We start from the raw sequence: 15,963 nt of genomic DNA on the forward strand, positions 1-15,963 counted from the left end.
ACCATCCGCATTCGCTGCGGGCAAAGGAAAGGGCCGCTGCCCTCGGCAGCGACCCTCCCTCTCCACTCGCGCGGATGCGCGGTAGCTCAGAACTTGAAGCGCACGCCTGCCAGGAAGCGGCGATCGAGTTCCTGCGCGAACCACAGCTCGCTGATGTCGCGGGCATAGGTCCGCACGCTCGCCTTGGTCAGGTTGATGCCTTCCAGCGAGAGCGCGATCTGCGGCGTGATTTCGTAGCTCACATTCATGTCGAGCTGACCGAAGGGCGCGGTGAACTCGGGGTTACGCGAGCCCTGGCGGTTGATCCCCGACAGATACTTGTCGCGCCAGTTATAGGCAACACGGGCGGAGATGCCGTTCTTGTCATAGATCAGCGTGGTGCTGAACGTGTCGCTCAGGCCGAGCAGGGCGAACTGGTCCTGACCCGGGTCGGCACCCAGGTTGAAGCCCACATCGCCGCGCACCAGCGTGTACGCCGCGGAAACGCCGAAGCCGGTGTTGCCGAGGAAGTACTGGCCGGCCAGCTCTACGCCGTAGATCTCGGCGTCCTTGTTGTTGATCGGCTGCGTTACCTGGAACTGGTACAGCGGATCGGCCGAGTTGCCGCGCAGGTCGTACTGGTTGTTGATCGCCTTGACGTAATTGTCGTCCAGCGCGCGGGTCGAGTTGTTGTAATTCGCCTGGAACTCGGTGGTCGCCGCCGCGACCGAGCCGCGGTTGGCGATCAGCGCCGACATGACGAACAGATTCACGTCGCTGACGTCCGCGCCCAGCGTATTGAGCGCACTCAGCGCCTGGCCCGAACGGCTGCCCGCCGCGCCCGAGCTAGGGTCGCGCAGCCCGAACAGCGGCGAGGTGAACTGGCCGTTACCGACGAAGTTGTGCACCCGCTTGTCGAAGAAGGCCACCGAGACATAGCTGTCCGGCTTGAAATACCATTCCAGCGAGGCGTCGAAATTGTCCGAGATCAGCGGCGACAGCGAAGCATTGCCCACCGAAGCGCTGGGGATGCCGCCATTGTTGGTCGGGCGCGGCGGACCGCCCACCGTCGTCGCGGTGAACAGGTTGTTGTAGTTCGGCCGCGAGATCGTCTTGCTGTACGACAAGCGGGCGAGCAAGTTGCGCTGCAGTTCGAGCTGGAAGTCGACCTGCGGCAGGATGTTGTCATAGGAATGCGATTCGTCGAACTGGGTGGTGTTGCTCAGCGACACCACCACGGTGAAGTCGTTGTCCGATACCCAGTCCACCGCGGATGGCACCGCCACCTGCGAGATCGAGCGCGACTTGGTATGCTCGTAGCGGATGCCGGCGACCAGGCGTGCCGGCGCATTGCCCACTTCGCCCTTCCAGGTCAGCTGGCCATAGGCCGCCCAGATGTCTTCCTTGACGCGATTGTTGTTGTTGCCGGTGATGCCGATCGAATTGCCGCGGCCGGCATAATAGGACGACAGGATCGGATAGAGCTTCGCGGCATCGCCGCGGAAGGCGATCTTCGAATCCGGATCCGAGCCGGGGTCGTACTTGTCGAACTTGCACTCGAGGCAGAACGACTGGACCAGGCCCGGCGCCAGCCGCTGGACGTCACCCGGATTGGCGATGCCCCAGTCGCCCAGCGTCTGCTGGGTGCTGACGAAGGTCTGGCGCATGTCGGTCTTGCGATAGTTGGCGCCGAACTCGAACTTGCTGTCGCCGCCCAGATCCCAGCCGAAGTCGGCACGCGCTTCGCGGACCACCTGCTCCTGGGTCGACTTGTTGGTGCGGCCGATCTGGCTGCCGAACGAGTTCAGGTCGAGCGGAACCGAACCGAGCGTGATGTCCTGCTTCGGAATGCCGGCACCGCTGTAATCGACCGAGTGCGCGGCAACGACGTTGGCGCCCATGCCGACCAGCGTCGAGCTGACGCCGTTCGGGTTGTCCGGCAGGCTCGACGACTTGGAGATGTGCCCGTCGAGGCGCAGGTTGAGGTTGCCGGCGAGCTGCCAATCGGCATTGAGGCCGAAGTCGGTCAGCCGGTTCTTCTGCGCGCGCGACTGGGCCTCGAAGCCCTCGTCCTTGAAGCCGTTGATCGTCTCGTGGAGATAGTTGGCGGTGGCGACGGTGGTGTTGCCGTCGAAGTGCACTTCATCGAACGGACGGCTGAACCAGTTGGACAGGTCCGACCGGGTCTCACGCTGCCGGTTCTGCGCATAGAGCCCGTCGGCGGTAAGGGTCAGGGCGTCGGTCGGCTTGAACTGCACCACGGCCTGGCCGTTGATGCGTTCGCGGCTGCCCTCGGCATAGTGGTAGCGGCTGTCGTTCGGGATCGCGACCAGCTGGCTGGTGTTGCTGGGTACGCCCTTGACGATGGTGCAGTTCGCGCTGAGCGTCGTCTGGCTGGCCAGGCATACCGTGTTGTTGCGGGTGAAGCCGCCGGTGACGAAGCTGCTGTACGGAACGATGTTCCAGTCGTTCGACGTTGCCGCGATCGACGTGAAGTTGCGCTTCTGATAGCTGCCGAACAGCTCGACACCGAAGCGCTGGTCCGCATCGCTCCAGCCGACCACGCCGGAGAATTCCGGCGTGACCTTCGCGCCGCAGTCCAGGCAGCCGTCGACACTGGTGTCGTACACGGCCTTGGCACCGACGCTGCCGTTGAAGCCCGGCTTGCTGCCGCTGTCCAGCGGGCGACGGGTGACGACGTTGATCGTCGCGCCGATGCCGCCCGACGGCACCGCGGCGCGGCCGGTCTTGTACACTTCGAGCGCCCGCACGCCTTCGGAGGCGAGATTCGAGAAGTCGAACGAACGGGTGGTCCCCTGCGCGCCATCGGCATTCTGGTCGCCGCCGACCACCGAGATCGCGGCGGAGGCGAGCTGGCGGCCGTTCAGGGTGACGAGATTGTACTGCGGGCCGAAGCCGCGAACCGTGACCTGCGAACCTTCACCGTTGGTGCGGTTGATCGACACGCCCGGAATACGCTGCAGCGACTCCGCCAGGTTGGTATCCGGGAACTTGCCGATGTCTTCCGCCGAGATCGCGTCGACGATACCCGGCGCTTCGCGCTTGATCGCGATCGACCGTTCCAGCGACGCGCGAATACCGGTGACGACGATTTCTTCGCCCTGTCCACCTTCTTGCGGCGCCGCTGCCTTGGCAACGTTGTCGGTCTGTGCTTGTGCAATCGTTGGCAATACCATGCAAGCAGCCACTGCCATCATGGAAGCCGAGCGCGACCATATAGTCGAACGCGATACGCTCTTCATGTCCCCTCCTCTGCCGACTTTGATCGTCGGAAACCGTTTTTGTTGCGAATGCCCCGATGCTTTCGCGACGGCGATATCGCTACCATCGGTCACAACATTGTCAACGTTGGAAACACAAAGCTGTCGGACAGGTTTGATTTTGTCTGTTGGTGTGTTTTCGAGGTTACAGCCTGTAATTAGCTTTCACTAGTGCAACACGTTTTCGCACAGTCGTGCGGTGCAACAAGTTGTCGGACTGAAACGGGTTACATTGGCGGTTCTGCGACCGAGGCGCTATTCCGCGCGCGCTAACAGGCGGCGCGCCTGTTCGAGATGGGGGCGGTCAATCATCCGCCCGTTGAGGCGTAATGCTCCCGCCTCCGGGTGCGCGAGAAATGCCTGCACGATTTCCTCGGCTGCGGCGATTTCGGCCTCACTCGGGGTGAAGCCGCTGTTGATCGCCTCGATCTGCGCCGGGTGAATCGCCAGCATGCCGGTGAATCCGTCGCGGCGACCGCGCGCGACATAGCCCGAAAGTCCCTCGATATCGGCGATGTCGGGATAGACCGTCTCGATCGCCGCCACCCCCGCGGCGTGCGCGGCGAACAGTGCCAGCGAGCGAACCATGGCGAAGGGGGCGGTGTAGGCACCATCGTCCTCCCGCGCGCTGGCCGCGCCGATCGCAGCGGGCAGATCCTCCGCGCCCCAGGTGAGGCCGGCAAGATGGGCGGCAACCTCGCCATAGCTGCCCAGGTGGAACAGCGCCGCGGGCGTCTCGGTGGCGATGGGAAGAATCGGCGGGCACGCCGCGCCCGCCTGGGCGACCAGCGCCACCAGCGTGCGGATCGGGGCGGCACCATCGGCCTTGGGCAGTACCAGCCCCGCCGGGCGGGACGCCGCGATGGCGGCCAGGTCGTCGGCGATGGCCGGCGTGCCCAGCGGATTGACCCGCACGAAACAGGGCGTGGCGGGCGCCTCGGCGAGCCATTCGGCAATGGCCTCGCGGGCGAGATCCTTGCGCCCGGGCAGCACCGAATCCTCAAGGTCGAGGATCAGCGCATCGGCGCCGCTCGCCGCGGCCTTGGCAAAGCGCTCGGGCCGATCGCCCGGCACGAACAACAGCGACCTAAGACGCATGGCACCCCTCTCCCTTTTCGAGAGGGATGCCATGGCATCATCGGGGCCGGGCTGGCAACTGCCCGGCCGTACGGTTCACTCGCCGCTGCCGGGCTCGGCGATCTTGCGGTGCTGCTCGGCAGTCACCGACTGCGGCAGCACGCCGGCGCCGGCGACCTGCAGCTTGTTCGAGATGCCCGACACGATATTGTCGGTGCCCTTCATCAGCGCCGTCCAGCCATCCTTGGCGACATCGGCGGGGTCGGACTTGCTCTCGCTCTGGCCGACCTTGGTGTCCATCATGCCGGCGCGTTCGAAGAACTCGGTCTCGACCGGGCCGGGCAGCAGGGTGGTGATGGTGATGCCCTTCACCTCCTTGAGCTCGTTGCGGATCGCCGCGGCGAAATTGTCCACGAACGCCTTGGAGCCGTTATAGACCGCCTGGAAGCTGCCCGGGATCCAGCCGGCGATCGAGCCGGTGATCAGCACCTTGCCCTCGCCCGCATCGCGCATCTGCCGCAGCACCTTCTGCAGCAGATAGACGGTGCCGGTGATATTGGTGTCGATCACGTGTCGCCATTCGGAGACTTCCTGATCGAGGAAGCCGCCGCCCAGCCCGTGGCCAGCATTGGCGCAGAGCAGGTCGACCCGGCGGCCGCCTGCAGCCGACAGCAGCCGGTCTACGCCCTCGATGGTCGACAGGTCGGTCTCGACCGACTGCACCTCGACGCCCTCACCCTTCAGCGCCGCGGCAGCATCGACCAGCGGGGTGTCCGCCACCACCAGCAGGTCATAGCCGTCGCGCGCCGCGAGCCGCGCCAGTTCCAGGCCGATGCCGCTCGAGGCACCGGTCACGATCGCAAATTTGTTCGCCATATTCCGTGCCTCCTTATTCGGCCGCCAGCGCCATGCCGGGCTTCAGCACGACCTTGGTCACTTCGTTCTGGTTGTCGTGGAACATCTTGTAGCCTTGCGGCGCCTGCTCCAGCGGCAGCGTGTGGCTGATCAGGAAGGTCGTATCGATCTTCTCTTCCAGGATCGCGTTGAGCAGACCGGGCATGTAATGCTGGACATGGGTCTGGCCCGTCTTGAGCGTCAGCCCCTTCTCCATCAGCGCGCCGAGCGGGAACTTGTCGACGAACCCGCCATAGACTGCCGGCATCGAGACGCGGCCGCCCTTGCGGCAGGCGAGGATCGCCTGGCGGATCGAGTGGATGCGATCGGTGCCGAGGAAGGTCGACTTCTTGATCTGGTCGATCACATTGTCGACGAAGAAGCCGTGCGCCTCCAGCCCGACGCTGTCGATCACCGCATCGGGGCCAATGCCACCGGTCATCTCGAACAGCGCGGCGGCCGTGTCGGTTTCCTCGAAGTTGATCGTCTCAGCGCCGAAGCGGCGGGCGAGTTCGAGGCGACGCGGGAAATGGTCGATCGCGATGACGCGCTCGGCGCCCATCAGGAAAGCCGACTGCACTGCGAACAGGCCTACCGGGCCGCAGCCCCACACGGCAACCGTGTCGCCGGGCTCGATCTCGGCATTTTCCGCCGCCATCCAGCCGGTGGGCAGGATGTCGGAGAGGAACAGCACCTTTTCGTCCTCGATCCCGTCCGGGATCACGATCGGGCCGACATCGCTGAACGGCACGCGAACATATTCCGCCTGGCCGCCGGCATAGCCGCCGGTGAGATGGCTATAGCCGAACAGCCCGGCCATCGGCTGGCCGTACATTTCCTGGCCGATATCCTGGTTGTCGGCGGGCAGCCCGTTCTCGCAGCCCGAATATTGGTGCTTGCCGCAATGATAGCAGGAGCCGCAGGCGATGGTGAACGGCACCACCACGCGCTGGCCCTTCTTCAGGGTCGAGCCCGATCCCGTTTCGACCACTTCGCCCATGAACTCATGGCCGAGAATGTCGCCGGCCATCATCGTCGGGATGAAGCCGTCATAGAGGTGGAGGTCCGATCCGCAGATCGCGGTCGAGGTGATCTTGATGATCGCGTCGCGCGGATTGAGGATCTCGGGGTCGGGCACCGAGTCCACGCGGACGTCGTGCTTGCCGTGCCAGGTGAGTGCGCGCATCAGTTCCGCTCCTCCTCGAGCTGTTGCTTGGTGCGGGACGAGGTTGCGATCTCGCCCGTTTCCATGAGTTGCTTGAAGCGGCGAAGATCGCGCTGCGCCTGCATCTTCGGCTCGCGCTGGAAGATCCGCGAAAGGACGCGGCCGAGCGTGCCGAAGGGCTGGTCATAGTTGATCGTCGCCACCACCACGGTGCCGCGCTGGCCGGCATCGCGGAACTCGATGCGGCCGCTGTTCGGAATGTCGGCACCCTCCTCGGAAGCCCAGGCGATCAGTTCGCCCTCGCGGTCCTCGGTGATGCGGGCATCCCACTCGACCGTGCTGCCGCCGGGGGCCTTCACCACCCAGTGGCTGCGCTCGCGGTCCAGCACGTCGATCCGCACGACATTGTCGAGGATCGGCGGCAGGTTGCTGAAATCACGCCAGAAGGCGTAAAGCTCGGCGCGGGGTCGATTGATCGTCACCGCGCGCGCGACGAGCTTGTCGCCGCGCTGGACGATCAGGCCGTCCGTGGCCTCGTCGATCGCTTGGCGTTCGTTGTTGGCAGTGCTCAGCGGCGCGTCGTCGTGCGACGCGCGGTTCATCGTGTCGGCCATAAAGCCTCCGTTGAGGGTTCAGCCCTGCGGCGAGCCGGGCAGTTTCGGGGGAAGGTCGTCGTCGCCTTCGGCGGGCGCCGGGGTGGACGTGCCGGCGGGGTTGGTCTCGGTCGAGCCGGGGTCGCGCTGCTCGTCGCGCACCTCGGGATCGTTCGGCGGGGTAGCCATGATCCAGTCTCCTGCACTTGGGGGAGGTGCAGAAGGTAACCCCCGGGGCGGGCGCGGGTTGCAAATTTTGTTGGAGGTAACGTGGGTTAGGTCGGGTTCGGCAGATGCCCCCTCCCGCTTGCGGGAGGGGGATTTTTTACCGCCCGTAGATCCGATCCAGCACCTCCGCGGAGCGCGCGAAATGCTCCGCCTCCGGATCGAAGCGCGGCGAACGCGCCAATTGCTCCGCCCAGGCCGCGGCGGCACGGCCGCCCCATGCGTCCGGCGGGCTCGCCAGCACCGTCTTGGAGGTACCCGTGAACCGTTCCGCGACGAAGTCGTAGAAGCTGCCGCCGACATTGCGCAGCGCCGCGCCGCCTTCGGCGCCGTAGAACACTGCCGAGATCTCCGCATCTATGCCAGCATGCACCCGCCACGAGCAGGCGAGCCGGACATCGGTGTCGCCCGCCCGGAAGGCGGCGGTGGCATAGTCCTCCACCTGGTTCGCGCCGAGCGGCTGCCCCTGGGCCCGCAGCGACGCGGTGACACCCTCTGTCTTGGGAAAGCCGAGCGTCCAGAGCGCCAGGTCGACCAGATGCACGCCCAGATCGATCACGCAGCCGCCGCCCGACTGCGCGGGATCATAGAACCACGGCTTGTCGGGCCCGTATGCATTGTGGAACACCAGATCGACCGCGAAGACATGGCCGAGCGCCCCGCTCCGCACCAGTTCGGCAATGGCGCGCATGCCCTCGGTGTACCGGTACGAGAGATCGACGCCGAGCAGCCGATCGGCGGTGCGCGCCGCGGCGATCACGGCCTCCACCTCGGCAGCGGTGCGGCCGAGCGGCTTCTGGCAGAACACCGCGACGCCCGCCTCCAGCGCGCGGATGCTCTGTTCGGCATGGAGAGCGCTAGGCGTGGCGACGACGATGCCGTCGAGCCCCAGCGCCAGCATCGCCTCCAGCCCGTCGACCGCCTGTGCGTCCGGCGCCAGCGCCCGCGCCTGCTCGGCACCCTCGGGGGACGGGTCGGCGAAGGCGGCCGCCTCGATCGCACCGGTGGCGAGCATCGCCTCCATCCGGTGGCGACCGATCCAGCCGGTGCCGAGAAATCCTACCCGCGGCCTCATCGCAGCATCACCAGTGCCTTGACGAAATGCTCGGGCTTGTCGCGGGTCGCAGCGATCGCTTCCCCTAGCTCCTCCAGCGCATAGCGGTGGGTATAGAGCGGCGTTGGGTCGAGCCGTCCGCTTGCCACCGCCTCCACGGCCTCGCGCAGGCCCTGCATCTGCACTTCGGGATCGCGCTCATGCGCGTTGATCACGTCGATGCCCTTCCAGTTCCAGCCCTGCATGTTCACCTGCCGCGGCCCGTCCTGGTGATAGCCCGCCACCACCAGCTTGCCGCCGAAGCCGACCAGTTCGCCCGCCAGATCAAGCGGCCATTGCTTGCCGACCGCCTCGATCACCCGCGCGCACATCGCCTCGTCGGTCAGCGCCTTCACCGCATCGATGATGGCATAGTGATCGTGCATCGGGATCGTCTCGGCGGCGCCATAGTGCTTGGCGAGGTCGAGCGACTCCTGCCGCCGCGAAATTGCGATCACCCGCGCGCCGGCGTCGGTCGCCAGCTTGGTCAGCACCGCGCCGAGAAAGCCGATGCCGATGATCGCCACCGTCTGACCTGCGCGAATGTCGCTGCGACGGAAGATGTTGAACGCGCAGCCCAACGGCTCGCCCGGAAAGGGCTGCCCGGACAGGCTGTCGGGCAGCTTCACCACCATCTCGGCCTTGGCCACGTCGTAGTCGGCGAAGCTGCGGAAGGAGAGCGACGCAACCCGGTCGCCCGGCAGCAGGCCCTCGACGCCCTCGCCGACCACGTCGATCTCCCCCCAGCCCTCATGGCCGAGACCGCCCGGATCGCCCGGAAACTGGCTCCAGGGCTGGCCCTGCCAGGGCTCGACATTTGATGCGCAGACGCCGCAGCCTTCCAGGCGGATGCGCACCTCGCCCGGGCCCGGCGTGGGGAGCGTCGCCGTCTCGATCCGGATCTGCTCCGGGCCTTCGAGGATCGCCGCGCGCATCATGCGTTTTCTCCATGCAACCAATTGAGTTTGCTTGATGTTGTCGGACGATGATCGAACCACGCCAGGGCATGGGCGCCACGCTCCGCCAGAACATCGAAGACCTCACGGCGCGGCAGCGGGAGGACGCCTTGCGCGCACCGCTCAGTGACAAGGTGGCGGATCGGATCACCCGCTTCACGGGATCGATGACGTTCGTGGTGCTGCATCTGGTCCTCTTCGGGCTCTGGATTTCGATAAATCTGGGGGTGCTGCCGGTGGTGCCGCGCTTCGATCCCACCTTCGTCGCGCTGGCGATGGTCGCATCGGTGGAGGCGATCTTCCTCTCGACCTTCGTGCTGATCAGCCAGAACCGCATGGCAGCGGTGGCGGACCGGCGTGCCGACCTCGACTTGCATGTCAGCCTGCTCACCGAGCATGAGCTGACCAAGCTGGCCGGGCTGGTCGAGCGGATCGCGACGAAGCTGGACGTCTCGGCCGACGATCCGGGATTTGCGGAGATCCACGCCGATGTGGAGCCGGTCCAGGTGCTCGACGCGCTGGACGAAAGCCGCAAGGAAAAGGGGATCGATTGAATCCCCAAATTCCTCCCCGGCACGGGGAGGGGGACCATCCGCACAGCGGATGGTGGAGGGGCCGCGCCGCAGGCGCGGTTCGGCTGAACCTGCAGGACATTCCGCCGCTCGCGCGGCGGCCCCTCCACCACGCTGCTGCGCAGCGCGGTCCCCCTCCCCGTTCCGGGGAGGAATTCGTGCAGCTTCCACCCTCACTTCCCGGCGATGAACGCTTCCACCGCCTCATACGCGTCGTCGTCCGGCATCTGCTCGGGCGGGTGCTTGCAGAACCAGGCCGCGGCCGGGAGGATCGCACCGCCCAGTCCGCGGTCCTGCGCGAGCTTGGCGCAGCGGATCATGTCGATGGCGACGCCGGCGCTGTTCGGGCTGTCTTCCACCGACAGCCGCAGCTCGAGGTTCATCGGCACGCCGCCGAACATCTGGCCTTCCATGCGCAGGAAGCAGATCTTGTTGTCGTTCTGCCAGGCGACATAGTCGCTGGGGCCGACATGGATGTTCTCATCCTCCAGCCGCGTCTCGGCCACCGACTGCACCGCCTCGGTCTTGGACTCCTTCTTCGAGGCCAGCCGCGAGCGGTTGAGCATGTTGAGGAAGTCGGTATTGCCGCCCGTGTTCAGCTGATAGGTCCGCTCCAGCTTGACGCCGCGCTTGCGGAACAGGTCGGTCAGCACGCGGTGAACGATGGTCGCGCCCAGCTGCGCCTTGATGTCGTCGCCGATGATCGGCACGCCCGCTGCCTCGAACCGCGCCGCCCATTCGGGATTGCTGGCGATGAACACCGGGATGTTGTTGACGAACGCCACCCCGGCCTCAAGCGCGCATTCCGCATAGAATTCGGTCGCCGCCTGCGAGCCGACCGGCAGATAGTTCATCAGCACATGCGCGTTGCTCTCGCGCAATGCCTGGACGACCTCCTCCTTGCTCGGCTCCGCGCTGTCGCCAAGCAGGAAGGTCCGCTCTGGCGCATAGTCCGCCATATGGTCGGCGACACCGTCGAGCACCTTGCCCATCCGCACCTTGGCGCCGGTATGCCGCACCTCCTCGCAGAACACCGCGGTGCAATTGGGCTTGGCGAAGATCGCCTCCGCGACGTCCTGCCCCACCTTGCGGCTGTCGACGTCCCAGGCGGCGACAACGCGGATGTCGCTGGGGGCATAGCCGCCCAGCTCCGGATGCATCAGCCCGACCATGTCGTTGGCGCCGGCGCGGTAATGCTCGATGCCCTGCACGAGCGAGCTGGCGCAGTTGCCGACGCCCACGAGCGCGACATTGATGGCATGGCGGTCTGGAGACAGCATCAGGCGGACTTTCTCTCGGCGGCGAGACGCTCGTCGCGGTTGAACAGCAAAGGGTTGAGCTCGGGCCGGCTGGTCGCCAGCGTCACGGGTGCGGCGGGCGGCGCCACCGTGGCGGTGCCAGCATAGCGATCGATCATCCAGGCGCAGAAATCGGCGAATGCCTGCGGATCGCGCGCCGGGCTGGTGTGGTGCGGGGCGATGCCGAGATGCTCGGGCGTGAAGCAGAAGGTGACGGTGACGTCGAAGTCCGCCAGCGCCTCCATCTGCCGATCGAACCAGTCGACCGCATTCTCGCGGAAGCTGTCCGCCCAGCTGAGCCCGGTGCGGATGCGCCGCGTGCCCAGGCGCTTCATCCACGCCACCGCTTCGTCCAGCCGGGGATCGTGGAAGTGGAACCACTGCATCAGCCCCACTTCGGCGGCATGTTCGGCATAGACGTCGAGCGCGGGCTTGGGCGTGCCGTCCTCGCGGATCAGGCCCAGGTAGAAATGGCGGTAATAGGAGGAGCCTTCGGCCTCGCGGTGGCGGGTTTCGGCGCCCCAGCTGGTCGGCAGGTCGAACAGCGAATACCAGAAGACGCGCTCGGCCTTGCCGCGGAGAAGCTCCACCGTGCGGCGCAGGCCGAATTCCTGCACTTCCTCGGCGCCGAACGAGCTGACGCCGACCTCGGTCACCCACACGGGCTTGTCCGTAACCGCCTGGATCTCGGCGATCTTGTCCGGCCAGGCGGAGAGCGGCCACAGATTCCAGTCGAGCGGGAAGCCGTGCACCGCCACCACATCCACCGCGTCGAGCGCGCCATGCGCCTCCATCCGCCGCAGCCAGTGCGGATCGATCGGCGACATGCCGCCGAGCACGCGCGGCAGATCCGGGTTCACCGCGCGGATGGCGTTGCCTGCCGCGATCACATGCTGGGCAAACAGCGACCAATCGGGATCGATCGCGGGATCCCAGTGCGACTTGTTGTTGGGCTCGTTCCAGAGCATCGCCGCTTCGATCATGCGGCATCTCCCTTGGCCGGGTAGACCGCAGCCGACCCATATTGTGCATAGGGCACGTCGGCGACGCGGCACCAATAGACTTCCGATTCCGGGTTCGCCTCGATCGTAAAGCCTGCAGCGCGCAGCATCGCCTGGCTTGCAGCGGCGTTCGGCGCCCACCAGTTGGTCCAGTCGTTGGCGAACTGGCGCTCGATGAAGTGAAGCTTGGGGTAACCCGAATCGTTGAAATAGGCCGGCGGATCGAAGGTGCCGGGCACGTGGAACGGGTGATCCTCCGGCACTTGCGTGACGCTGTCGGATCCCTGCTGCATCGTCTGGAACAGCATGAACTCGCCCGCGACATGTTCGCGGATCAGGTCGAGCGCCAACAGCGGGTGGCGCAGATGGTAGAGCACGCCCATGAAGATCACGATGTCGAAGCGCCGGCCGAGCGCCGCCACGTCGTAGACCGAGCGGTTCTCGAAGCTCACATCGTCGAACCCCAGCGCCTCGGCCGCGAAACGGGCCTGCGCCAGATAGCGGTCATCGCTGTCGATGCCGAGCACCTCGCCCGCCCCGCGCCGCTTCATCTCGAACGAATAGAAGCCGGCATTGCAGCCGATATCGAGCACCGATCGCCCTTCCAGGTCGGCCGGCAGCGCATCGGCGAAGCGCGCGAACTTGAAGGCCGGGTAATCGCCGAGAAAATGCTCCGGTGCGGTCTCCACGCCCTGGATGCGGATGTTCTGGAACCAGGGCCCCAGCGAATCGATCCGCGCGCGCAAATCGTCCGCCGGCGCGGACCGCGCGGCTGCAATGTTCTTCATTCCTGTCCCCCGTTGAGCTTGAGCAGACGCGCGCCCCAATTGCCGATCAGCAGCGTGCTGACCGAGCCGGGATCGACGTCGAAGGCGAGCAGGCGATCGAGGCCCAGCCCGAGATAATGGGCGATCACGCCCCGAATGATGTCGCAGTGGCTGACGCAGAGCAGCGTTCCATTCCATCCGCGCTGCACCAGCGCATCCAGATGGCCGACGGCACGGGCGGTGGCCTCCGCCATCTTCTCGCCATCGGGCGGGCGAACCGCGGACCGCTGACGGTTCCACTCGCGCCACGCCGGGTCGCGCTCTAGTTCGTCGAAGCTGCGACCGGTCCAGGCGCCGAAATCGACCTCGTCAAGCGCTTCCACCACCTGCGCCCGCACGCCGATGCGCCCACCGATGATTTCTGCGGTAGCGCGGGTGCGCTCGCGCGGGCTGGTGTGGATCGCCGCGATCGGCTCCTCGCGGCCAAAATGCGCGGCAAGCCATTGTGCCTGTGAATGCCCCGCCGCGGAGAGGGGCGATCGCGCGCTGCGGCCGCTCAGCACCTGACCGACATCGTCATGCGCGCCGTGCCGGATCAAATGTACTTTTGCAGTCATCAGAAGGTTTGCAGCCTATCAGCATCAACTTAGATGCTACCGAAACAACTGCTCTGCCTTAATGGTTCCACTTAACCTAAATCATCTTCGCATATTCAACAGGTTAAATCTAATCGTTACGTCACGATCATCGGGAACAAAGATGAAGAAGAAGCTGTTTGCTTCATCGGCGAATGGTTTCTCTACCAAGTCATCATTTTGTCACGACTTACCTAGGTTAGTTTCAAAGGCAGGAAAGCATCGACATGGCGGAAAAGGTGCTCGTAACGGGCGGTGCGGGGTTTATCGGGTGCCAGGTTTCGGCCGAGCTTCTGCGAAGAGGCCATCAGGTTCGCGTGCTCGATTCCATGCTGGAGCAGGTCCATGGTGACCGCGAACGGCCCGAAGCACTGGACTCCGACGTCGAACTGATCCGCGCCGATGTGCGCGACGGCGATGCCGTCGCCCGCGCGCTGCAGGGCGTCGACAGCGTCATCCACCTCGCCGCGGAAGTCGGCGTCGGCCAGTCGATGTACGAAGTCGAGCGCTATACCTCCACCAACGATGTCGGCACCGCGGTGCTGTTCGAGCGGCTGATCGATACCCCCGTGCGCCGTGTGGTCACCGCCTCGTCGATGAGCATCTATGGCGAGGGCCTCTACCGCGATGCCGACGGCAAGCTCGTCGAGAATGCCGAGCGCGGCATCGTTCGCGACGGCCAGCAGCAGTGGAACCCGCTCGACGCGCAGGGCCGCCCGCTGGAGCCGGTCGCCACGCCCGAGTGGAAGCGCCCGAGCCTCGCCTCGATCTACGCGCTCAACAAATATGTGCAGGAGCGCACCACCCATATCATGGGCGCCCCTTATGGCATCGAGACCGCGTGCCTGCGCCTGTTCAACGTCTATGGCCCCGGCCAGGCGCTGTCGAACCCCTATACCGGCGTGCTGGCGATCTTCGCCTCGCGGCTGCTCAACGGCCAGCGCCCGATGATCTTCGAGGATGGCGAGCAGCGCCGCGACTTTGTCCATGTCAGCGACGTCGCCCGCGCCTTTGCCGACGCGCTCACCTTGCCCCAGGCCGCCGGCCAGACCTTCAACATCGGCTCGGGCGACGATCGCTCGGTGACGCAGGTCGCCGAAGCGCTTGCCCGTGCGATGGGCCGCAACGATGCTGCGCCGGAGATCGTCGGCAAGACGCGCGTTGGCGATATCCGCCACTGTTTCTGCGATACCAGCCTCGCCCGCGAGAAGCTCGGCTTCGAAGCGCGGCAGGATTTCGAGACCGGCCTCGCCGAGCTTGCCGACTGGGTGCAGCAGCAGACTGCCGAGGACCGTGTCGGCCAGGCGCGTGCCGAGCTCGAGAAGCGGGGCCTGGTCGCATGAACGGCGGGGACGAACGGCCGATCCTGATCACCGGCGGCGCCGGCTTCATCGGATCGAACCTTGCCGACCGGCTGGCGCGCCAGGGCGAGACGGTGGTGATCTATGACGCGCTGCGCCGCCCCGGCGTCGAGCGGAACCTCGCCTGGCTGCAGGCGCGGCACGGGGACAAGATCCGCCCGCTGATCGCCGACATCCGCGAAACGACCAAGCTGGTCGAGGCGGTGCGCTCCGCCCGCGCGGTGTTCCACTTCGCCGCGCAGGTGGCGGTGACCACCAGCCTCACCGATCCGACCGCCGATTTCGAGGTCAACATCGCCTCGACCTTCGCGCTGCTCGAAGCGGCCCGCACCGCCGCCGCCCCGCCGCCGGTGATCTTCGCTTCGACCAACAAGGTCTATGGCGATCTCGCCGACCTGGAGTTCGAGTTGGGCGACAACGGCTATCAGCCCGTCGACCGCGACGTGCATGCCAGCGGCATCGGCGAGGCGCGGCCGCTCGACTTCCACACACCCTATGGCTGCTCCAAGGGCGCGGCCGACCAATATGTGCTCGACTATGCCCGCAGCTACGGCCTGCCGACCGCGGTGCTGCGGATGAGCTGCATCTACGGCCAGCGCCAGATGGGCACCGAGGACCAGGGCTGGGTCGCGCATTTCCTGATCCGCGCGCTCGAAGGCGCGCCGATCACGCTGTACGGCGATGGCCATCAGGTGCGCGACATTCTCGATGTGTCGAACGCCGTTGACGCGTATCTCGCCGCGTGGCGACAGATCGATCGGGTGTCGGGCCAGGCCTTCAACCTCGGCGGCGGCCCCGCCAATGCGGTAAGCCTGCGCACGCTGCTCGCGCATGTCGAGACGATCACCGGCCGCCCGCTCGACCTCCACTTCGACGATTGGCGCGCGGGCGACCAGCGCTATTTCGTTGCGGATACCAGCAAGGCACGCGCGGCGCTGGGGCTCGGTACGCCAACCGGCTGGCAGGACGGCGTCACCGCCCTCGCCCGCTGGCTCGGCGAAGAGCGCGGCCTGACGATCGGGCGTCCACTGCAGCGCGAGCGCATGGCGACGGCCGCGCTGTGACC

Annotated in this window: 15 protein-coding genes; 3 read left to right on the top strand and 12 right to left on the bottom strand. The window is 66.1% G+C overall.

The genetic code is table 11. From position 1 onward, the window contains the following. Positions 1–86: 86 nt before the first annotated feature. From BM009_RS02185 to BM009_RS02215, 8 genes are all read right to left on the bottom strand, one after another. Entirely contained in the window at positions 87–3,176 is a 3,090-nt protein-coding gene (locus BM009_RS02185; RefSeq protein ID WP_368085915.1) for a TonB-dependent receptor, read from the bottom strand. A gap of 339 nt (positions 3,177–3,515) precedes the next feature. Then, entirely contained in the window at positions 3,516–4,358 is an 843-nt protein-coding gene (locus tag BM009_RS02190; protein ID WP_093293303.1) for an HpcH/HpaI aldolase/citrate lyase family protein, read from the bottom strand. A gap of 75 nt (positions 4,359–4,433) precedes the next feature. After that, entirely contained in the window at positions 4,434–5,213 is a 780-nt protein-coding gene (locus BM009_RS02195; RefSeq protein WP_093293305.1) for an SDR family NAD(P)-dependent oxidoreductase, read from the bottom strand. Between the two features lie 13 nt (positions 5,214–5,226). After that, positions 5,227–6,417 carry a zinc-dependent alcohol dehydrogenase gene (locus BM009_RS02200; RefSeq protein ID WP_093293307.1) on the bottom strand — a complete coding sequence of 397 codons (1,191 nt, stop codon included), beginning with the start codon at positions 6,415–6,417 and terminating at the stop codon, positions 5,227–5,229. After that, on the bottom strand, positions 6,417–6,998 hold the full coding sequence (locus BM009_RS02205; protein WP_093294582.1) for an SRPBCC family protein: 582 nt from the start codon (positions 6,996–6,998) through the stop codon (positions 6,417–6,419). The genes BM009_RS02200 and BM009_RS02205 overlap by 1 nt, the downstream gene beginning before the upstream one ends. A 30-nt stretch (positions 6,999–7,028) precedes the next feature. Continuing rightward, entirely contained in the window at positions 7,029–7,178 is a 150-nt protein-coding gene (locus BM009_RS22470) for a hypothetical protein (protein WP_175487863.1), read from the bottom strand. Between the two features lie 136 nt (positions 7,179–7,314). Further along, positions 7,315–8,289 carry a Gfo/Idh/MocA family protein gene (locus BM009_RS02210; RefSeq protein WP_093293309.1) on the bottom strand — a complete coding sequence of 325 codons (975 nt, stop codon included), beginning with the start codon at positions 8,287–8,289 and terminating at the stop codon, positions 7,315–7,317. After that, positions 8,286–9,245 carry an MDR/zinc-dependent alcohol dehydrogenase-like family protein gene (locus tag BM009_RS02215; protein WP_093293311.1) on the bottom strand — a complete coding sequence of 320 codons (960 nt, stop codon included), beginning with the start codon at positions 9,243–9,245 and terminating at the stop codon, positions 8,286–8,288. Before BM009_RS02215 ends, BM009_RS02210 begins: the two co-directional genes overlap by 4 nt. Positions 9,246–9,292: 47 nt before the next feature. On the opposite strand from BM009_RS02215, the gene BM009_RS02220 reads away from it, so the two are divergent. After that, positions 9,293–9,817 carry a DUF1003 domain-containing protein gene (locus tag BM009_RS02220; RefSeq protein ID WP_093293313.1) on the top strand — a complete coding sequence of 175 codons (525 nt, stop codon included), beginning with the start codon at positions 9,293–9,295 and terminating at the stop codon, positions 9,815–9,817. Between the two features lie 191 nt (positions 9,818–10,008). Here the strand turns inward: BM009_RS02220 and BM009_RS02225 are convergent, their stop codons facing one another. The 4 genes from BM009_RS02225 to BM009_RS02240 are packed head-to-tail and all read right to left on the bottom strand — an operon-like array spanning position 10,009 to position 13,518. After that, the gene (locus BM009_RS02225; protein WP_093293315.1) at positions 10,009–11,115 is read right to left on the bottom strand and encodes an inositol-3-phosphate synthase; all 1,107 of its coding nucleotides are present in this window, start codon (positions 11,113–11,115) and stop codon (positions 10,009–10,011) included. Then, positions 11,115–12,116, bottom strand: a complete 1,002-nt coding sequence (locus BM009_RS02230; RefSeq protein ID WP_093293317.1) for a glycosyl hydrolase — start codon at positions 12,114–12,116, stop codon at positions 11,115–11,117. The genes BM009_RS02225 and BM009_RS02230 overlap by 1 nt, the downstream gene beginning before the upstream one ends. Then, on the bottom strand, positions 12,113–12,922 hold the full coding sequence (locus BM009_RS02235) for a TIGR04290 family methyltransferase (protein WP_093293319.1): 810 nt from the start codon (positions 12,920–12,922) through the stop codon (positions 12,113–12,115). The genes BM009_RS02230 and BM009_RS02235 overlap by 4 nt, the downstream gene beginning before the upstream one ends. Next, entirely contained in the window at positions 12,919–13,518 is a 600-nt protein-coding gene (locus BM009_RS02240) for a histidine phosphatase family protein (RefSeq protein ID WP_093293321.1), read from the bottom strand. Before BM009_RS02240 ends, BM009_RS02235 begins: the two co-directional genes overlap by 4 nt. Positions 13,519–13,763: 245 nt before the next feature. On the opposite strand from BM009_RS02240, the gene BM009_RS02245 reads away from it, so the two are divergent. Together BM009_RS02245 and BM009_RS02250 are read left to right on the top strand one after the other, a co-directional pair. Further along, entirely contained in the window at positions 13,764–14,879 is a 1,116-nt protein-coding gene (locus BM009_RS02245; RefSeq protein WP_093293323.1) for an NAD-dependent epimerase/dehydratase family protein, read from the top strand. Continuing rightward, the gene (locus BM009_RS02250) at positions 14,876–15,961 is read left to right on the top strand and encodes an SDR family NAD(P)-dependent oxidoreductase (protein WP_093293325.1); all 1,086 of its coding nucleotides are present in this window, start codon (positions 14,876–14,878) and stop codon (positions 15,959–15,961) included. Before BM009_RS02245 ends, BM009_RS02250 begins: the two co-directional genes overlap by 4 nt. Positions 15,962–15,963 lie beyond the last annotated feature (2 nt).

It is taken from the genome of Sphingomonas sp. NFR04, from assembly GCF_900114095.1.
Lineage (GTDB): Bacteria > Pseudomonadota > Alphaproteobacteria > Sphingomonadales > Sphingomonadaceae > Sphingomonas.